The sequence below is a fragment of the Nocardia sp. FDAARGOS_372 genome (genome assembly GCF_002554515.1).
Classification (GTDB): domain Bacteria; phylum Actinomycetota; class Actinomycetes; order Mycobacteriales; family Mycobacteriaceae; genus Nocardia; species Nocardia farcinica.
This window is the reverse complement of sequence record NZ_PDDW01000001.1, coordinates 3,053,466-3,071,115: the sequence shown is the minus strand read 5'-3', so window position 1 is coordinate 3,071,115 and position 17,650 is coordinate 3,053,466. Positions and strand designations below refer to the sequence as shown.

Annotated in this window: 16 protein-coding genes; 10 read left to right on the top strand and 6 right to left on the bottom strand. The window is 72.8% G+C overall.

Translation table 11 applies throughout. The features are described 5' to 3' along the window. The gene (locus CRM89_RS14845) at nt 1–1,056 is read left to right on the top strand and encodes a methionine synthase (protein WP_060594787.1); all 1,056 of its coding nucleotides are present in this window, start codon (nt 1–3) and stop codon (nt 1,054–1,056) included. Nucleotides 1,057–1,227: 171 nt separating this feature from the next. Further along, nucleotides 1,228–3,279 carry an NAD-dependent DNA ligase LigA gene (ligA, locus tag CRM89_RS14840; protein ID WP_229435080.1) on the top strand — a complete coding sequence of 684 codons (2,052 nt, stop codon included), beginning with the start codon at nt 1,228–1,230 and terminating at the stop codon, nt 3,277–3,279. On the opposite strand, the gene CRM89_RS14835 is transcribed toward ligA, so the two are convergent. Then, on the bottom strand, nt 3,276–3,629 hold the full coding sequence (locus tag CRM89_RS14835; protein ID WP_127516208.1) for a hypothetical protein: 354 nt from the start codon (nt 3,627–3,629) through the stop codon (nt 3,276–3,278). The genes ligA and CRM89_RS14835 overlap by 4 nt on opposite strands. A 121-nt stretch (nt 3,630–3,750) precedes the next feature. On the opposite strand from CRM89_RS14835, the gene CRM89_RS14830 reads away from it, so the two are divergent. Genes CRM89_RS14830 through CRM89_RS14820 form a run of 3 tightly spaced genes read left to right on the top strand, consistent with a single transcriptional unit; the run spans nt 3,751 to nt 5,896 of the window. Next, nucleotides 3,751–4,992 carry an ATP/GTP-binding protein gene (locus tag CRM89_RS14830; RefSeq protein WP_098084452.1) on the top strand — a complete coding sequence of 414 codons (1,242 nt, stop codon included), beginning with the start codon at nt 3,751–3,753 and terminating at the stop codon, nt 4,990–4,992. 36 nt (nt 4,993–5,028) lie between these two features. Beyond that, nucleotides 5,029–5,364, top strand: coding sequence for a hypothetical protein (locus CRM89_RS14825; RefSeq protein WP_041560326.1), 336 nt, complete (start codon nt 5,029–5,031; stop codon nt 5,362–5,364). Between the two features lie 25 nt (nt 5,365–5,389). Beyond that, the gene (locus tag CRM89_RS14820; RefSeq protein ID WP_086838676.1) at nt 5,390–5,896 is read left to right on the top strand and encodes a GNAT family N-acetyltransferase; all 507 of its coding nucleotides are present in this window, start codon (nt 5,390–5,392) and stop codon (nt 5,894–5,896) included. A 63-nt stretch (nt 5,897–5,959) separates the two neighbouring features. Here CRM89_RS14820 and CRM89_RS14815 read toward each other — a convergent pair whose 3' ends face one another. Then, the gene (locus CRM89_RS14815; RefSeq protein ID WP_041561266.1) at nt 5,960–6,610 is read right to left on the bottom strand and encodes an amino acid-binding protein; all 651 of its coding nucleotides are present in this window, start codon (nt 6,608–6,610) and stop codon (nt 5,960–5,962) included. A gap of 361 nt (nt 6,611–6,971) precedes the next feature. Between CRM89_RS14815 and gatC the strand changes: the two genes are divergently transcribed. Together gatC and gatA are read left to right on the top strand one after the other, a co-directional pair. Then, nucleotides 6,972–7,271 (top strand): Asp-tRNA(Asn)/Glu-tRNA(Gln) amidotransferase subunit GatC, encoded by a 300-nt coding sequence (gene gatC / locus CRM89_RS14810; RefSeq protein WP_011210793.1) that lies wholly within the window; start codon nt 6,972–6,974, stop codon nt 7,269–7,271. Then, nucleotides 7,268–8,740 (top strand): Asp-tRNA(Asn)/Glu-tRNA(Gln) amidotransferase subunit GatA, encoded by a 1,473-nt coding sequence (gene gatA / locus CRM89_RS14805; RefSeq protein ID WP_098084449.1) that lies wholly within the window; start codon nt 7,268–7,270, stop codon nt 8,738–8,740. Before gatC ends, gatA begins: the two co-directional genes overlap by 4 nt. A 37-nt stretch (nt 8,741–8,777) precedes the next feature. Here gatA and CRM89_RS14800 read toward each other — a convergent pair whose 3' ends face one another. Genes CRM89_RS14800 through CRM89_RS14790 form a run of 3 tightly spaced genes read right to left on the bottom strand, consistent with a single transcriptional unit; the run spans nt 8,778 to nt 11,446 of the window. Next, entirely contained in the window at nt 8,778–9,224 is a 447-nt protein-coding gene (locus tag CRM89_RS14800) for an SRPBCC domain-containing protein (RefSeq protein WP_098084447.1), read from the bottom strand. Between the two features lie 21 nt (nt 9,225–9,245). Further along, nucleotides 9,246–10,598, bottom strand: coding sequence for an alpha/beta-hydrolase family protein (locus CRM89_RS14795; RefSeq protein ID WP_098086996.1), 1,353 nt, complete (start codon nt 10,596–10,598; stop codon nt 9,246–9,248). After that, entirely contained in the window at nt 10,595–11,446 is an 852-nt protein-coding gene (locus tag CRM89_RS14790) for a hypothetical protein (RefSeq protein ID WP_195039548.1), read from the bottom strand. The genes CRM89_RS14795 and CRM89_RS14790 overlap by 4 nt, the downstream gene beginning before the upstream one ends. A 257-nt stretch (nt 11,447–11,703) precedes the next feature. On the opposite strand from CRM89_RS14790, the gene CRM89_RS14785 reads away from it, so the two are divergent. Then, a complete protein-coding gene (locus CRM89_RS14785; protein ID WP_098084444.1) occupies nt 11,704–13,041 on the top strand; it encodes a sensor histidine kinase in 1,338 nt (445 codons plus the stop codon). 59 nt (nt 13,042–13,100) lie between these two features. Beyond that, entirely contained in the window at nt 13,101–13,763 is a 663-nt protein-coding gene (locus CRM89_RS14780; protein WP_011210787.1) for a response regulator transcription factor, read from the top strand. Nucleotides 13,764–13,771: 8 nt separating this feature from the next. On the opposite strand, the gene CRM89_RS14775 is transcribed toward CRM89_RS14780, so the two are convergent. After that, nucleotides 13,772–14,599: a hypothetical protein gene (locus CRM89_RS14775; RefSeq protein ID WP_228790404.1), complete on the bottom strand. Its 828-nt coding sequence runs from the start codon at nt 14,597–14,599 to the stop codon at nt 13,772–13,774. Nucleotides 14,600–14,848: 249 nt separating this feature from the next. On the opposite strand from CRM89_RS14775, the gene CRM89_RS32275 reads away from it, so the two are divergent. Next, entirely contained in the window at nt 14,849–17,641 is a 2,793-nt protein-coding gene (locus tag CRM89_RS32275; protein ID WP_098084442.1) for a serine/threonine-protein kinase, read from the top strand. Nucleotides 17,642–17,650 lie beyond the last annotated feature (9 nt).

Sequence of the window (17,650 nt, the reverse complement as noted above, 5' to 3'; positions counted from 1 at the left end):
GTGAGGGAAACAGCAACGCCGGCAGCGGATTCCGGTGAGCTCGTGCGCGGTGGTGTCGCGACCGGGGTGGGTTCGTGGCCGGGTACGGATCCGCGGGAGGCCGCCGCCACCGTGCTCGGCGAACTGCCCGACCTGGCGCACCTGGTGGAACTGCCCGAGCGCGGCGTCGGCGCGGACATGATCGGCCGGGTCTCGGCCCTGCTGGTCGATCTGCGCTTCGACACCAGCACCCGCGGCTACCGCCTCACCCCGCGGCCCGGCGCGGTCTCCCGGCGCGCCCGTGACCTGCTGCGCGCCGACCTGGACGCGCTCGAAGAAGCGTGGGAGACCTCGGGGTCGGCGGGTACCGGGCGGGTGCTCAAGCTGCAGTCGGCCGGTCCGCTCACGCTGGCCGCCCAGGTCGAACTGCCCAACGGCCATCGTGCGCTCACCGATCCCGGTGCGGTCCGCGACCTGGCGGATTCGCTGGCCGAGGGTCTGGCCGGGCACGCCGAGGAGGTGCGGGCGCGACTCGGCGCCGAGGTGGTGTTGCAGCTGGACGAGCCCTCGCTGGGCGCGGTCCTCGCGGGCACGCTGCGCGGTGTCAGTGCCCTGGACACCGTGCGGGCGCTGCCCGAACCCGAAGCGCAGGCGGTACTGGACCGGGTGATCGACGCCCAGTCCGCCCCCGTCGTGCTGCACTCCTGCGCCGACCGCCCCCCGCTGGCACTGCTGCGTCGCACCGCCGCCGCCGCCCTGGCCGTCGACGTGTCCACCCTCGGCACCGCCGACCTCGACCACCTCGGTGAAGCGCTCGACAGCGGCACCCGCCTCGTCCTCGGCCTCGTCCCGACCACCGAGCCCGCCGGAGAATTCGGCTGGCGCGAGGCCGCCGAACCCGGCGTCCGCCTCATCGACCGCCTCGGCTTCCCCCGCACCCTCCTGGCCACCCACATTCTCGTCGCCCCCGCCTGCGGCCTCGCCGGCGCGCCGCTGTCCTGGGCCCGCCGCGCCCTCACCCTCGCCGCCGAGGTCACCCGCGCCTACACCGAGTCACCGGAATCCCTCCACCTGTGACGCCCGCCGAGGACGGTGAGCCGACCACTTCCGCCACCTCGGCGGCGGGCCGAGACCCCGCCGCGACGAAGGAGCGGCAAAATAGACACAGTGAGCGACAGCGCGGCTATCTCCGCGGCCGAGGATTCCGCGGCCGCAGCAGCACAGGATCCCGCTTCCGACGAGGATCGGGTGCGGTGGCAGCGGCTCGCCGAGGAGGTGCGCGAGCATCAGTTCCGCTATTACGTCCGCGATGCCCCGATCATCTCCGACGGCGAGTTCGATGCCCTGCTGCGCGAGTTGCAGGAGCTGGAGGACCGGCATCCGGATCTGCGGACGCCGGATTCGCCGACGCAGCTGGTGGGCGGCGGGTTCGCCACCGATTTCACCCCGGTGGATCATCTCGAGCGGATGCTGTCGCTGGACAACGTGTTCGATGTCGACGAGTTGCGCGCCTGGGCGGCGCGGGTGGAGGCCGAGACCGGCCCGGACCTGCACTACCTGTGTGAGGTGAAGATCGACGGCGTGGCGTTGAACCTGGTGTACGAGCGGGGGAAGCTGGTGCGCGCGGCGACCCGCGGTGACGGCCGCACCGGTGAGGACGTCACGCTGAACGCCCGCACGATCGAGGATGTGCCCTCCGAGTTGTCCGCGGGGGGCGAGTTCCCGGTGCCGGAGCTGCTGGAGGTGCGCGGCGAGGTGTATCTGCGGCTCGCGGATTTCGAGGCGCTGAACGCCGCGATCGTGGCGGAGGGCAAACCGCCGTACGCCAATCCGCGCAACACGGCGGCGGGGTCGTTGCGGCAGAAGGATCCCGCGGTGACGGCGCGGCGCCGGTTGCGGATGATCTGTCACGGGCTGGGCCGGATCGAGGGCTACACCCCGGCGTCGCAGTTCGAGGCGTATCGGGCGCTGTCGGCGTGGGGGCTGCCGGTTTCCGAGCACACCCGCCGGGTGCGGGGCATCGACGCGGTGATCGAGCGGGTGGCCTATTGGGGCGAGCACCGCCACGACATCGAGCACGAGATCGACGGCCAGGTGATCAAGGTGGACGAGACGTCGCTGCAGCGGCGGCTCGGCGCGACCTCCCGGGCGCCGCGGTGGGCGATCGCCTACAAGTATCCGCCGGAGGAGGCGACGACCAAGCTGCGCGCCATCGAGGTCAACGTCGGCCGCACCGGCCGGGTGACGCCGTTCGCGGTGATGGAGCCGGTGGTGATCGCCGGGTCGACGGTGGCGATGGCGACGCTGCACAACGCGTCGGAGGTCAAGCGCAAGGGCGTGTTGATCGGCGACACGGTGACCATCCGCAAGGCCGGTGACGTGATTCCGGAGGTGCTCGGTCCGGTGGTGGACGCGCGGACCGGCGCCGAACGCGAGTTCGTGATGCCCACACACTGCCCGGAGTGCGGTACCGAGCTGGCGCCGGAGAAGGAGGGTGACGCCGACATCCGCTGCCCGAACCAGCGGTCCTGCCCGGCGCAGCTGCGGGAGCGGGTGTATCACGTGGCCGGCCGCAGCGCTTTCGACATCGAGGCACTCGGATACGAGGCGGCCATCGACCTGTTGCAGTCCGGTGCGATCGGCGACGAGGGCGACCTGTTCGATCTGGACGAGGCCCGCCTGTTGACCACCTCGCTGTTCACCAACAAGAACGGGAGTCTGTCGGCGAACGGCAAACGGCTGCTGGAGAATCTGGACGCGGCCAAGGACCGGCCGCTGTGGCGGGTGCTGGTCGGGTTGTCGATCCGGCACGTCGGCCCGACCGCGGCGCGGGCGCTGGCCGCGGAGTTCGGCAGCATGGAGCGGATCGAGCAGGCGAGCGTGGACGAGCTGGCCGCCACCGACGGGGTGGGGCCGACCATCGCGGCGGCGGTGGCGGAGTGGTTCACCGTCGATTGGCACCGGGCGATCGTCGCGAAGTGGCGCGCGGCCGGGGTGCGGATGGTCGACGAGCGCGACGAGTCGATCGAACGCACGCTGGAGGGGCTGTCGATCGTGGTGACGGGCTCGTTGCAGGGGTTCTCCCGCGACGGCGCGAAGGAGGCGATCCTGGCGCGGGGCGGTAAGGCGGCCGGTTCGGTGTCGAAGAAGACGGCGTTCGTCGTGGTCGGGGACGCGCCGGGTGCCAAGGCGGCCAAGGCCGAGGAGCTGGGCGTGCCGATCCTGGACGAGGAGGGGTTCGTGCGGTTGCTCGCGGAGGGTCCCGCGGCGGTCGCCGCCGAGGAACCGGAATCGGGCTAGCGGGGGCTCACCTGGACGGTGGCGCTGTACTGGCCGCCGATCTCGAGCCTGGTGCAGTGCCCGGGGTCGAGTTCGATGTGCTGCCGGTTGACCCGGCGCGCGCCGTCGGAGTCGACGGTCACCGCGGTGCCGCTCATCGCGCACACCTTGGCGACGGCGGGCCGCGCGGTGTAGGTGGTGGTACCCGCGCCCTGGCAGTGGTGGGTGGCGTCGTTGAGGAACACGCTGGCGGTGCCGACCGGGCACGGCCCGTCGGCGGCGGCGGTCTGCGGGATCGCGAGCACCGCACCGCTGCCGAGCGCCGCGGCGGCGAGACCACGGATCATCACACGACCGACTCGAACTGCCATCGTTGCACCACCTCATCGCTGGACGTCGATTCTGCATGCTAGCGCCGATGGGCCGGGCTGTCCGGGTGAGGGCCGCGGGGCTGCCGTCGACGCCGCGCGGCGTGGACGGGAGTATGTCGGCATGCTGCGCAGTTTCCAGGTGACCAACCATCGATCGCTGGCCGCGCGCCAGGAGTTGCGACTGACCAAGGGGAGCGGGCCGGTCGCGGTCCCGGTGACCGCGATCCACGGTGGCGCCGCGGCGGGCAAGTCCAGCCTGGTCCACGCGCTCGGACAGCTGCGCGACGCGGTGCTGCATTCGGTGACCGGCTGGGACCCGTACGCCGGGCCGGTGCGTTCGCCGCACCTGGCGCGGGCGGACCGGCCCTCGGAGTTCGAGGTCGCCTTCGTCGCCGAGGGCTGCCCCTACACCTACGGCTTCCGCCTCGACAACGCCGACGTGACGGCCGAGTGGCTGTACAGCCATCCGCGCTCGCGCAAGCGAATCGTGTTCGAGCGCACCGGGACCGAGGTCAAGGTCGGGCCGATGTTCGAGGCCGCCCGGTACGGCATCGTCGCGCTGGTGCCGCTGGTGCGGCCGAACGCGCTGCTGCTGAGCCTGGCCGGGCAGATGTACGCCGAGGCGCTGGTGCCCGCCTACCGCTGGTTCTCCTCGATGCTCGAGGTGCGGCAGGGGCCGGTCGACCCGGCCGAGGTGGCGCATCGGCTCGGCGGACACATCTCGCGCTCGCCCGATCATGCCGCCCGGCTGTTGCTGTTGCTGCGCACCGCCGAGCTGGGCATCACCGATCTGCTGGTGGCCGAGCCGGATCCGCTCTACGCCGACTACCTGCGCGAGCTCGACGCCGAGATCGCCGCCGCGGTCGAGCAGACCGATCTCGCCGCGGCCTCGCCCGCGCACGCCGAGCGGCTGTTCGAGCAGACCGGTCTGACGCCGGTGCTGGCCGAGCGCGAGCTGACCAACCTGCGCGCGGCCCGCGATGCCCTCTACGCGCGCATGGTCGCCCGCCGCGGCGTGGGGTTGCAGCTGGTGCACGAGGGCATCGACACCCCGTTCGAGATCGCCGACGAGTCCTCGGCGACCCTGGCCCTGTTGCGGCTGCTGCCCGCGATGCTCGACGCGCTCGACGAGGGCCGGGTCCTGGTCGTCGACGACATCGGCGCGGGCCTGCCGATCGAGCAGGCCGACCGGCTGGTCCAGCTGTTCCAGAATCCGGAGACCAACACCCGCGGCGCGCAGTTGGTCTTCACCACCGACGACCGCGGCCTGATCGATCGCGGCAACGGCCGCTCGCAGCGCACCCGCACGGCGGTGTGGCAGGTCCGGCGCGAGGACGGCGCGAGCACGCTGACCCCGCGCTGAGCAGCGGGTCCGGCCGCCGCCCATACGATGGGCGGCATGCTGGAATTCGCGATGCTGCTGATGATGGTCACCGTGCTGGTGGCCCTGCTGGTCGCCTATCGGCGCGGCCGCGGCGGCGCGGTGCCGCCCGCCGAACCCGAGCACGGATCGCTGCGCATCACCGGTGTCAGCCCGCGCCCGGAGGCGATGGGGGAGCAGTTCGTGACGATCACCGGCACGCTCAGCGGTCCGTCGGTGCCGGGCACCGTGGTCTACGGGCGGTTCGTGTGGGACGGCGCGTACTGGCCGCAGATCGGTGACGAGCTGCCGGTGATCTATCCGGCGGGCAAGCCGGACCGCTGGCAGCTGGTCCGTCCCGCCGGTCCGGCCTGAACCGAGTCCAGAGGAGCATGTCTCGATGACCACCGGCAACGACCTGGTGACGATCCGTACCGCCACCACCGCCGACCACGCCGCCGTCGGCGAACTCACCGTCGCCGTGTACGTGGGGGAGGGGTATGTGCGGGCCGACAGCCCCTACGCCGCCGAACTCGCCGACACCGCCCGCCGCGCCGCCGCCGCGCAGATCCTGGTGGCCGAGCACGCGGGCGAGCTGGTCGGTTCGCTGACCGTCGCCCGCCCCGGCACCCCCTACGCCGACATCGCCCGGCCGGGAGAGCTGGAGTTCCGGATGCTCGCGGTGTCGTCGCGAGCGCGCGGTCTCGGCGCGGGAACGGGCTTGGTGCGCAGTGTGATCGACCTCGCGCGCGCCGAATCCTTCGACGCCGTGGTGCTCACCACGATGCCCGCGATGGCCGATGCCCGCCGCCTCTACGACCGGCTGGGTTTCGCCCATGTGCCGCAGCGGGATTGGACGACCGAGACCGGACTGCCGCTGACGGTGATGCGGCTGCCGCTGGACTGACGGCGACTCGTCCGCTCAGAGACTCGTCCGCTCAGCGAATCGTCCGCTCGGCGAATCGTCCGCTCAGCCGAGGACGGTCGCGACGATGCCCGCGAGGTAGCCCAGGCGCGCGACCTCGGAGGGGCGGAAGTCCGGTCCGCCCGGCCTGCCGAGCATGAGCACCTTGCCGGTGTTGCCCAGCGGCGCGGCGGCGAGCTTGGTGTCCATGTCGCGCCAGATCTGCGGCACCCAGTCGGCCTCGGGGTCGAGCACCGAGGGCTTCTCCAGCGGCATCCACGGCGCCGAGGCGGCCTGGGTCTGCGGCGCGCTCTGGCTGCCGACCACCCGGTAGGCGCCCTGCGGACCGTGGTCGAGGACGGTGCTCCAACCGACGCGCAGCACCCGCGGCACGCCGTCCACCAACACCTGCAGGCGGTCGTCCCGGGCGCTGGCGACCTGGTCGATCAGCTCGAGCTCGCGGTGGGTGTCCAGCACCCCCGAGTACGGACGGATGGAGTCGACGTGCACGTCACCGATCGATTCGGCGGCGGTGATGAGCGTGTCGGGAAGCGCGTTCGGCGGCACCTCGACCACCAGGTCGTCCACCGCGAAGCCGGCGCCGCGTTCGACGACGTCCAGCGACAGGATGTCGGCTCCGACGGAACCCAGTGCGAGTGCGAGTGCGCCGAGGCTTCCCGGGCGATCCGGAAGTTGCACGCGGAGCAGGTAAGACACGCGCATTCCTTTCCTCTGGGCCGGCCGAGCCTGCTGCTCGGATACCCGGGTCTGGCAATACTTACACCCGTCCGCGCCGGTTATCGAGTCGAAGCGCGGGCCGTGACCTATACCACACCACGGTCTCGGTGGCCGACGGCGTGTCGCTGTGTGTCCCTTGGCGTGTCGCGGCGTGGCGGCCGACGGGAGGCTGTGTTGACGGGCCTGGGAGGCGGTGTCGATGGGCCTGGCGGTCGGTGTCGATGGGCCTGGGCGGCGGTGTCGACCAGCCCGGGAGGCTGCGATGTCGGGCCGCTGGGCGGGGTCGGTAGGGTATTGCCTGGCCGATCCACACGCTCTTCACGCCGAAAGGGGTCCCGCGGTGCCCGCCATCTCCCGCGACGAGGTCGCACACCTCGCCCGGCTGTCCCGGCTCGCGCTGTCCGATGCCGAACTGGACCAGTTCGCCGGTCAGCTGGATTCGATCCTGAGCCACGTGCGGACCATCTCCGAGGTCGCCGCCGCCGACGTCCCCGCCACCGCTTCGCCCGACCCGGTGACCAACGTGACCCGCCCCGACACCGTGGTGCCCGGCCTGACGCCGGACCAGGCGCTCGCCGCCGCGCCGGCGGTCGAGGAGCAGCGGTTCATGGTTCCGCAGATTCTGGGAGAGGGCGAATGAGCGACCTGACCACCCGCACCGCGGCCGAACTCGCGCAGCAGATCCACGCGCGCGAGATCAGCTCCGTCGAGGTCACCCAGGCCCACCTGGACCGCATCGCCGAGGTGGACGGCGAGCTGAACGCCTTCCTGCACGTGGCGGGCGAGCGCGCGCTGGAGGCCGCCGCCGCGGTCGACGCCGCCCTGGCCGCGGGCGAGGCGCCCGCCTCCCCGCTGGCCGGTGTTCCCTTGGCGCTCAAGGACGTTTTCACCACCACCGACATGCCGACCACCTGCGCGTCGAAGATCCTCGAGGGCTGGATGTCGCCCTACGACGCGACGGTGACCGCCAAGCTGCGCGCGGCGGGCATCCCGATCCTCGGCAAGACCAACATGGACGAGTTCGCGATGGGCTCCTCCACCGAGAACTCCGCCTACGGCCCGACCCGCAACCCGTGGGACACCACCCGCATCCCCGGCGGCTCCGGCGGCGGCTCGGCGGCCGCGCTGGCCTCGCGTCAGGCGCCGCTGGCCATCGGTACCGACACCGGTGGCTCCATCCGTCAGCCCGCCGCCGTCACCGCGACCGTCGGCACCAAGCCGACCTACGGCACCGTCTCCCGCTACGGGCTGGTCGCCTGCGCGTCCTCGCTCGACCAGGGCGGGCCCTGTGGTCGCACGGTGCTCGACACCGCGCTGCTGCACGAGGTGATCGCGGGCTACGACCCGCGCGATTCCACCTCCCGGGACGTGCCGGTCCCGCCGGTGGTCGAGGCCGCTCGCCGGGGCGCCGCGGGCGACCTGCGCGGCGTCAAGGTCGGCGTGGTCAAGGAGTTGCACTCCGACAGCTACCAGCCGGGCGTACTCGCCTCCTTCGACGCCGCGGTGGCGGTGCTGAAGGATCTGGGCGCCGAGGTTGTCGAGGTGTCCTGCCCGCACTTCGAGTACGGCCTGCCGTCCTACTACCTGGTGATGCCGTCGGAGGTGTCGTCGAACCTGGCCCGCTTCGACGCCATGCGGTACGGCCTGCGCGTCGGCGACGACGGCACGCACAGCGCCGAGCAGGTGATGGCGATGACCAGGGCCGCCGGTTTCGGCCCGGAGGTCAAGCGCCGCATCATGATCGGCACCTACGCCCTGTCGGCCGGTTACTACGACGAGTACTACGGCCAGGCGCTCAAGGTGCGCACCCTCATCGCCCGCGATTTCGACCGTGTCTACGAGCAGGTCGACGTGCTGGTCTCGCCGACCAGTCCGTTCACCCCGTGGAAGCTGGGCGAGAAGGTCGACGATCCGCTGGCGATGTACCTGTCGGATCTGTGCACCCTGCCCACCAACCTGGCCGGGCACCCGGCCATGTCGGTGCCGTCCGGGCTGAGCAAGGACGACGGCATGCCGGTGGGCTTGCAGATCATGGCGCCCGCGCTGGCCGACGACCGGCTCTACCGGGTGGGCGCGGCGTACGAGGCCGCGCGCGGTCCGATCGCCTGAAGCAGGGTGTGAGCGCCGCTGAGGACGCCCGCCGTCCTCAGCGGGCGCGCAGGGTTTCGGCCTGCCGCTGGACGGCGGCGGTCATCCCCTCGAAGCCGTGCCGCAGCCGGGCGCCCAGTGCCGCGGCGACCACCGGGTGCAGCCAGCCGCCGAGTTCGAAGTGCGACTCGTAGCGGGTGCGCTCCGGGCTGACCTCGGTGACGGTGTGCGAGCGCAGGCTGCGCAGGGTGCCCAGCGGGATCGGCTTCATGGTGTAGCTGAACTCGCGGCCCGGCGTGTGTGAGCGCATGTACTCCCGCTGGCGCTTGGGCTTGCCGCCGCCGAGATCGACGACCATGTCGATCGGCTCGCCGGGTACCAGGCTGGTCGCGCATTCGAGCACGAACGGATTCCACTGTCCGTAGCTGTCGAAGTCGGTGAGGACCTCCCACACCGTCGCGGCGGGGGCGTCGATGTAGACGGTGGAATCGATGACGAAGGCCATGCGAGAAAACTAGAACAAGTTCTAGCGGCCGTCAACGGTGGTCGCGCACTCGCCCAGCGCCGTGCCCTGGTCGGCGCCGTAGCGGTGGCCGTGGCCGGGTGGCGCGTCCAGGGCGGCGAGCAGGTCGGCGGTGGTCTGGACGAAGCTGACCAGTGGCAGCCACCCGGGTACCGGGGCGTCCCGGCGCACGCCGGTGAGATCCGGGGCCCGCCACAGCAGGGCCGGCGACCAGTGCACCACCGGGTCGGAGCTGTTGGCCAGGATCGTCGCGCCGTCGCGGTGGGCGTCGTTGGCCGGTGGGCCCGCCCACAGCACCGCGCAGGTGCGCCGATCCTGGTCGGCGTCGTCGGCGAAGATCGCGCTGCCGCCCACCGCGCCGAGGCTCTGGCCGTAGACGAACAGCCGCGGCGGCCGCGGCAGGCCGGCCACCCGGCGCTCGACCGCCTCGAACAGCGCGCGGGCGGCATCGACCGCCTGCGACCGCCCGAACACGAAGCTCACCCAGCTGGGGGTGTAGGAGTACTGCAGGCCGAGCACGGCGACGTCGTCGCCGAAGCGGCGGGCGAAGCCGTCCATCGCGTTGGCGTCGATCCAGCCCGAGCCGGTGGGCACCGCCACGACGAGATTGCCGCGGGTGAAACCGCCCGAACGTTCGAGTTCCCGGACCGCCAGCGCCACCCGGGAATCCAGGTCGGGCGCGGAGTCGACGCCGACATACACCCGGATCGGCCCGCCGGCCTCACCGCCGACGAACCGGCGGCCCTGCGCCCCCAGGGTGGACCAGGACACCGCCGAATCGGCGCTGCCGGAATGAATGGACACCGGTGGTGCCACGCCGGGCTCCAGGACGGCATTGGCCGCCGCGTAGGTCTGCATCCGCCAGTCGGCGACCCCGGGAACCAGCACGAACCACCCCGCCAACCCCGTCACCAGGCCCGCGGCCAGCACCCGTGCCCGCCCGAGCTTCCGGATCGAATACCGCAGTCCGCGCCCGAGACCCACCAGCGCGCCGCCGACCAGTACCGCCCCGAACCCGCACCGCACCCAGTACCCGGGATCGATGGGCGCGGTCCCCATGGCCGCGCGCAGCCCGTTCTGCCAGTGCCCGGCCCGCCACGCCGCCAGCCCGACCGCCACCGTGACGGCCGCGGCGACCAGGGCCCGGCCGCGGGCCGAGGCGCGGTCGGTGTCGAAACCCGCTCTGCGCAGCGCGCATCCGAGGCAGGCGGCGACCGCCAGCGCGGCGGCGACCAGCAGACCGGTGAGGATCGCCTGCGCGCCCGCGGTGCGCGGCAGCAGGCCGGGCGCCAGCGAGAGGAGCGCGCCCGCACCGATTCCCACGCTCGTGCCCACGCGCGGCAGCCGCCCGATCATGCCGTCACCTCCGCGGCCGCGCCGGCGCGCCACCCGAGACCGGCCGCCGGCCGCGACCCGGTCACCCGGGTGCGCCGGACCAGCACCAGGGCCAGCCCGATGGCGGCGGTGAGGGCGGCGGCGAGGCCGGCCCCGCGGGCGCCCACGCCACCGAACCGCTGGGCGAGCGCGGGCTCGACCACCGGCACGCCGTAGTCCTGGCGGCGCGAATTGAGGTCGACGAAGACACTCGCCACGTCGGCCATCACGGTGCAGCGGGCACGGGCCAGGGTGCCGGGCCGGCTGTCACACGCCGCGCGCATGTTCCGGTCCAGCGCGGCGTCGAGGGACTGGCGGGCCCACGGGCCGAGCGGCGCACCCCGGCCGTCCGCGTACCGGAGCAGGTCGTAGCCGAGATCGTGGGCCTTGCAGGCACTGTCGAACTCGACCGGCAGCGGCACCGGGGACGAGCAATCTCCCGAGGGTTTGACCACCAGTCCGTCGAGCATCGCGGGCCGGTACCCGAAGGTGGCAGTGAAGTCCGCGGGCACGAACGCGACCGTCTCGGCGGCATTACGGCTCAGCGCCGAGATCGCCTCGGCCGCAAGGGATTCCGATGTCGCCGGGTTGTCGGACGTCACGGAGCTGGTCGACGCACCAGGGCTGGTCGCCGTCGCGGTGTCGTCGGATGCCGCGGTGCTCGATGCCACGATGTTGTTCGACACCGCGGTGGGGGCCGGCGGCGCGGATACGGCGGCCCCGGCGGTGGGGGTGAGGACGACGACGGCCGACGCGGCGGCCAGGGCGGCCAGCGCGGTGGCGCGGCGTCGCGACACCGGCCGGTCGGCGGCGGAGTTCGAAGTCTGCATGGCTACCGACGCTAGGAACGCGACACCGCGTCCGGCCTCCCGCTGGGGAGCGGTCCGCGCGTCGTCCGTGCGGTCCGCACCCGTGCCGGGTCTCCCCCTCGGGTACGGGGGCGAATTACCCCGCCGGTATGAGGCCGCGCGACGGTGATGTTCCTAGTGTCGTAGTCATGAGAGGCAGGCGACGGAATCGGCGGGCATCCCCGACGGCGGCGGATCCCGCGCCGTCGAGCACCGAAGCGACGGTCGGAGGACACAGCGTGGAGCAGGACACGGGGCAGGCGGTGGCGCGGCGCGGACTGCGCGCCCGGCTGCGGGCGCAGGCCGCGACGATGAGCGGCACCGCCTGGTTCGACCTGGCGACGGTGTTCGTCGTCCTCGTGCTCTACACCGTCGCCTGGCCGACGCTGCACCTGACGCACGTGGTCGCGCCGGGCGCGCAGCCGTTCGTCGCCACGCTGGCCGCTTTCCCGCTGCTGCTGGTGCGGATCAACCCGGCACTGGGTTGGGCGGTGTCCGCGGGCTCCGCCCTGGTGATCGCGCTCGCGATCCCGCACCAGCCGGCCAACGAGATGCCGTTCCAGGTCGTGCACGTGCTCTCGCTGATCGTGCTGCTGTTCGCGGTGGGACTGCGCGCGCCGATGCAGCTGGTGCTGCTGGCCTGGGCGTCGACCTCGCTGCTGTTCGGCACCACCATGCCCGGTGAGGGCGAGGCGTTCGCCAACGCGGCCTGGGGCTGGCCGATCGCGCTGACGGTGGTCGTGCTGTTCGCGATGCTCATCCGCTGGCTGGTGCTCTCCCGCAGGCAACTGGTGCGCCAGGAGGAGGAGAACGAGCTGGAGCGGGCCCGCCGCGCCATCCTCGAGGAGAAGGCGCGCATCGCGCGCGACCTGCACGACGTCGTGGCTCACCACATGTCGCTGGTGGTGGTGCAGGCGCAGACCGCGCCCTACCGGGTGGCGGGCGTGAACGAGGCCGCGCGCGCGGAGTTCGAATCCATCTCCACCACCGCGCGCGAGGCGCTCAACGAGATCCGCGGGATGCTCGGGGTGCTGCGCAGCGACGGTGTGGCGCCCGAGCACTCCCCGCAGCCGAAGGCGGGGGAGGTGCTCGCCCTGTTCGAGGGTGCCCGCCGCGCGGGTGTCGACATCGACTGGACCGTCGAGGGCGACCTGTCGCGGGTCGCCGACACCACCGGGCTCGCGCTGTACCGGATCGTGCAGGAGTCGCTGTCCAATGCGTCCCGGCACGCGCCGGGCGCGGCCGTCCGGGTGACCCTGCGCTGTGCCGACACCCTCGACCTGCTGGTCGTCAACGGCCCGGCGGCGGCCCCGGCCGGGTCCGCGGGCAACGGCGGGCACGGCATCGCGGGGATGCGGGCCAGGGCACTGGCCGCCGGTGGCGAACTCGTCGCGGAATCGACCGCCGACGGCGGTTTCGAGGTGCGCGCCCGGATGCCGCTGACCCCCGACCCCGTCGTCACGGTCGCCGCGCCGGCCGTGCCCGCCGCATCGGTCGCGCCGGCCGCATCGGTCGCGCCGGATTCTGCCGTCGTGGCGCAGCCCGCGCCGGTCGACGCCACCGGTCGCGGGGCGTGAGCACCGCGCGATCGAACACCACACCGGGGAGTCTGCCGCGCGGCAATTAGGGTGGGCGAGTGGCAACAACGGTTCTCATCGCCGACGACCAGGCAATGGTGCGGCAGGGCTTCGGCGCGCTGCTGGCCGCCCAACCAGACATCAGCGTGGTCGGCGACGCGCCGGACGGCAAGGTTGCGGTCGCCGAGGCCAAGCGCCTGCGTCCGGATGTGGTGCTCATGGACGTGCGCATGCCGGAGATGAACGGACTCGACGCCGCGCGGGCCATCCTCGCGGCCGGCTTCGATCCGCCGGTGCGGGTGCTGATGCTCACCACGTTCGACATCGACGACTACGTCTACGAGGCGCTGAGCATCGGTGCCAGCGGGTTCCTGCTCAAGGACGCGCCCGCCGAGGAACTGGTGCGCGCGGTGCGGGTGGTCGCCGAAGGGCAGGCGCTGCTCGCGCCGACGGTCACCCGCAGGCTCATCGCCGAGGTCACCAGCCGCCGCGCCGCGAGCCGCAAACCCGCCCCGGAACTGGCCGCACTCACCCCGCGGGAACGGGAAGTGCTCGAGCTGGTCGCCCGCGGCATGTCCAACACCGAGATCGCCGAGGCGCTCTTCGTCGCCGAGCAGACGGTGAAAACCCATGTATCCAAGGTCTTCTCGAAGCTGAACCTGCGCGACCGGGCCCAGGCGGTGGTGCTGGCCTACGAATCCGGACTGGTCACGCCGGGCTGATCCGGCGGTCAGTGCGCGCAGTGGCCGCCGCGCAGCTGATCCAGGTGCCGGGCCAGCAGCGCGGCCATGTCGTCGAGCAGGTGGGTGGCGTCGGTGAAGTCGCCGGATTCCGCCTGGGCCGCCATCGACACCGCGATCAGCCCGTTGCGCGCGGGGACCAGCCCGAACTGGCGGACCAGATACACGCCGGTCTCGTCGTCCGGACCCCAGCCACCCTTGAAGATCGCGCCCTCGATGGTGCCCAGCCCCCAACCCTGGTCGGGGGTGATCCGGCCCATGAGCTGGGTGACGGCGTCGGCCTGCGGCAGGCACGGCAGCCGGGAGGCGAACCGCACCTGATCGGTGAGCGACCACTCCGTCGTGCCGAACGCCTCGTAGTCGAGCCGAGTGCGCGGGCCGGGCACACCCGTCGTGGCGTCACCCGCCTCGTCGAGGACCTGCTGTACGGCCTCGGCCGCCGCCAGCCCGTCGCCGAGAGAATCCCACAGCGCGTCGGCGGCATCGTTGTCGGAGACGGTGATCGCAGCCTCGGCGTCGGCCATGGCGCCTTCGGGATCGCGGCGCAGCGCCGCCACGGCCAGCGGCACCTTGATCGTCGACCAGGCCAGGCCGGTCGTCCAGTCACCGAACACCGTCGTCCGGTTGCCGCCCACCGGCATGATCGCCAGACCCACCTGCCCGCGCAGCCGCGGCTGCGCCTGGGTGAACTCGACGGCCAGCGCGTCCGGCCGGTCGATGGTGTGCCCGCGCCAGGCCGCGGACTTGGCCGCGACCAACACCGTCGCCTGCGGCTCCACCCGTTCCGCCATCAGCCCGCAGGACGCGAGCACGAGCATCGTGACCGCGAGACCTCCCTGTACCGCCGACCTGCCCAGGGACATCCACCGAAGCGACCTCACGCAAACCCCAACTACCCGTGCTGCCCCGGTACGGCATCGCGCCGCCCGGCACGCATCCGCGCGCCTGCGAAACTGGCGCGGCGGCGGTGCGCGCTAGATAGTTTTGCCGATAGTCGCGAGAAATCGAAACCGAAGGCGGCGATCCGGCGACGGTAGGCTGACGACCTGGACAGGAAGGGGGACGCCTTGCTCGAACGGGGTGAGGTGTTCGCGGGATTCACCGTCGAACGACTACTCGGCCAGGGCGGAATGGGCTCGGTCTACCTCGCGCGCCATCCCCGGCTCGGCAAGCTCACCGCCCTCAAACTGCTCAACCCGGAGCTGTTCACCGACCGGCAGGTGCGCGCCCGCTTCGACCGCGAGGCGGACCTGGCCGCGCAGCTCGACCATCCCGGCATCGTCGCCGTCTACGACCGCGGCTCGGAGAACCACCAGCTCTGGATCAGCATGCAGTACGTCGACGGCGTCGACGCGGCCTCGGTGAACCCGCTGACGCTGCCGCCCGAACGCGCCGTCCAGATCATCGAGGGGGTCGCCGACGCGCTCGATTACGCGCACGGGCGCGGCGTGCTGCACCGCGACGTCAAACCCGGCAACATCCTGCTGGCCAGGGCGAGCGCGGGCCAGGGCGAGCGAGTCTTCCTCAGCGACTTCGGGATCGCGCGGCTGCGCGAGGACACCACCCACCTCACCCAGACCGGCATGTTCACCGCGACCCTCGCCTACGCCTCACCGGAACAGATGACCGGCGCACCGCTGGGCAACCGCTCCGACCAGTACTCACTGGCCTGCGCCCTGTACTGGTTGCTGGTCGGGGTCGGCCCGTTCGACGCGGCCAATCCCGCCGACATCATCCACGGCCACCTCAACCTCGCCCCCGTCCCCGTCAGCGTGCGCCGTCCCGGACTCAACCCGGCCCTCGACGCGGTGCTCGCCGCGGGCCTGGCCAAACACCCCGACCACCGGTACCGCACCTGCACCGAATTCGCCACGGCCGCACGGAAAGCCCTCACCGCGACCGGCGCACCGCCACTGCCGACGCCGTATCCCCCTGGCCACCCCTACCCGGGCGCGCAGGCGTTTCCGGCGCCCGGGGGAGTGCCGGTCGGCCACGCACCGGCTGCGCACGGGGGCCACGCCGTCCCGCCGGGTGGCGTGCCCGCGGGTCCCGGTGGAGCGGGGGGATTCCCGCCGGGCGGCGCGCCGATGCCGGTTCCGGGCGCAGCCGGTTCGGTTCCGCCGGGTGCCGCCCCGGCCGGTCCGGCTCCGGGTGTTCCGGGTCAGCTTGCGTCGGGTGTTCCGGCTCAGCCTGCGCCGCCCGCTTCCGGCCAGCCTGCGTTAGGTGTTTCGGGCCAGCCTGTTCCGGGTGTTCCGGCCCCGCCTGTGCCTGGTGCTCCCGTTCAGCCCACGCCGGGTGGTCCCTCGCGGTCCGCGCCGCTTACCGCAGACCAGCATGAACCGGCCGTTCCCGCTCAGCCCGCGCCTGGTGTTCCCGGTGAGGTCGGGCCGGAAGTCTCCGCTCAGCCTGCGCCGGGCGGTCCCGCCCAGCCCGCGCCGACGCCGACCGTCGATCCGGTTGGGCAGCAGGGCGGGGCCGGATCGGTACCGCCGGGCGCGGGTGGGCCCGATGCCGCCCCACCCGCGCCCGCCTCGTTGCCCGCTTCCGCACCCGTCCCCGCGCGCGACTCGTCGCCCGGGACAGCCGTCCCGTCAGCGGCCGAGGCCCTTCCCGCACAGGGTGATTCGTCCATCCCAAGCGATACGGACGTCGCGCGGTCCGAGACCGTCCCGCACCACGAGGTGCGCGGCGGGCCGCCGCGGGAACCGGCGGACGCCGCGCAGCCGGGGCCGGCGGACGCCGCGCAGCCGGGGCCGGCGGAGCCCGCGTCCGCGGACGCCGACGGGCCTGCCCGCGTGAGCTTGCACAAGGACGCCACGCCCGATATCGGTGGTACCGAACAGGATTCGGACGGTGTCGAGCGGGAGGAAATCGTCTCGCCCGCGCAGCCCGCGGCTTCCGCCGCGCCGTCCTCGGATCCCGCGCTCGGTGCGACCGCGTCGCCCTCCGCTGCGGATGCGGCCGATTCCGCCGGGGGCGCGCGATCTCCCCACGAGGACGATCCGCCGGCCGGTCCGCGCGTTGACGACCACGGCGGCGAGCGGGATGCGGCGCGCACCGAGGTCCTCGCCGAGGCCGTCCGGCGCCCGCGGCCGGCGGGATGGCAGGCGCCCGGTGCGGGTGCGCCACCGCCGCCCGGCGGGTTCTCCGCCCCGCCGCCCTACCCGCCGCCCGCTCACCCACCGCGACCACGGAGCGCGTGGCGGTGGGTGGCCCCCGTGGTGCTCGGGGTGGTCGCGGTGCTCGTGCTCGCGGTGGGCGCCGTGGCGGTGTTGTTGCTGAGCGGGGAGCCGGACACCGAATCGGCCGCGGACTCCGCGCAACCCCCGGGGCCCACCAGATCGATGTCGGGTGACCCGTTCTCCCAGAGCCGCAGGGCTTTTCCCGGCTTGCTGCCGCAGGGCACCGAGACGGAGGGACCGGGGTACGGCGACACCACCTGTATCGCGCTGCGGCGGGGGCAGAACCTGCGGATCGACGACGAGATACTGGCGGGCGGACCCTGGCTGGTGGCGTGGGAGTGCCGGGCCGGCGCGGGGAGCGCGGACGGCGTGGATTACACCATCCTGCACTATGATTCGTCCGCCACGGCTCGCGACACCATCGAGGACCTGCCGACCGCGGTCGGGCTGAACGGGCGGAAGGACGGCGTGCCCTACACCCAGCACGCCTGGGTCGACCGGGATTCGCGCCAATCCTTGGACTACACCGCGAAACTCGTCGTCGCCTTCCCGACCGACGCCACCCGCGCCCCCTACCTCCTCTACGCCAGCCATCACGGCGCCTCCCGGCACCCGATGGCTACCCTGCCCTCTGCCGACGAACAACTGGGCGCCTGGTGGGCTTCGGCCCCGCTCTGAGGGGGCCGA

Bases quoted from the DNA above. Each gene is read 5' to 3' on its own strand.
- CRM89_RS14820 (WP_086838676.1), top strand. From the start codon at position 5,390: ATGACCACCGGCAACGACCTGGTGACGATCCGTACCGCCACCACCGCC.
- CRM89_RS14790 (WP_195039548.1), bottom strand. From the start codon at position 11,446: ATGCAGACTTCGAACTCCGCCGCCGACCGGCCGGTGTCGCGACGCCGC.
- CRM89_RS14830 (WP_098084452.1), top strand. From the start codon at position 3,751: ATGCTGCGCAGTTTCCAGGTGACCAACCATCGATCGCTGGCCGCGCGC.
- CRM89_RS14795 (WP_098086996.1), bottom strand. From the start codon at position 10,598: ATGATCGGGCGGCTGCCGCGCGTGGGCACGAGCGTGGGAATCGGTGCG.
- CRM89_RS14800 (WP_098084447.1), bottom strand. From the start codon at position 9,224: ATGGCCTTCGTCATCGATTCCACCGTCTACATCGACGCCCCCGCCGCG.
- CRM89_RS14775 (WP_228790404.1), bottom strand. From the start codon at position 14,599: ATGCTCGTGCTCGCGTCCTGCGGGCTGATGGCGGAACGGGTGGAGCCG.
- CRM89_RS14835 (WP_127516208.1), bottom strand. From the start codon at position 3,629: ATGGCAGTTCGAGTCGGTCGTGTGATGATCCGTGGTCTCGCCGCCGCG.
- gatA (WP_098084449.1), top strand. From the start codon at position 7,268: ATGAGCGACCTGACCACCCGCACCGCGGCCGAACTCGCGCAGCAGATC.
- CRM89_RS14825 (WP_041560326.1), top strand. From the start codon at position 5,029: ATGCTGGAATTCGCGATGCTGCTGATGATGGTCACCGTGCTGGTGGCC.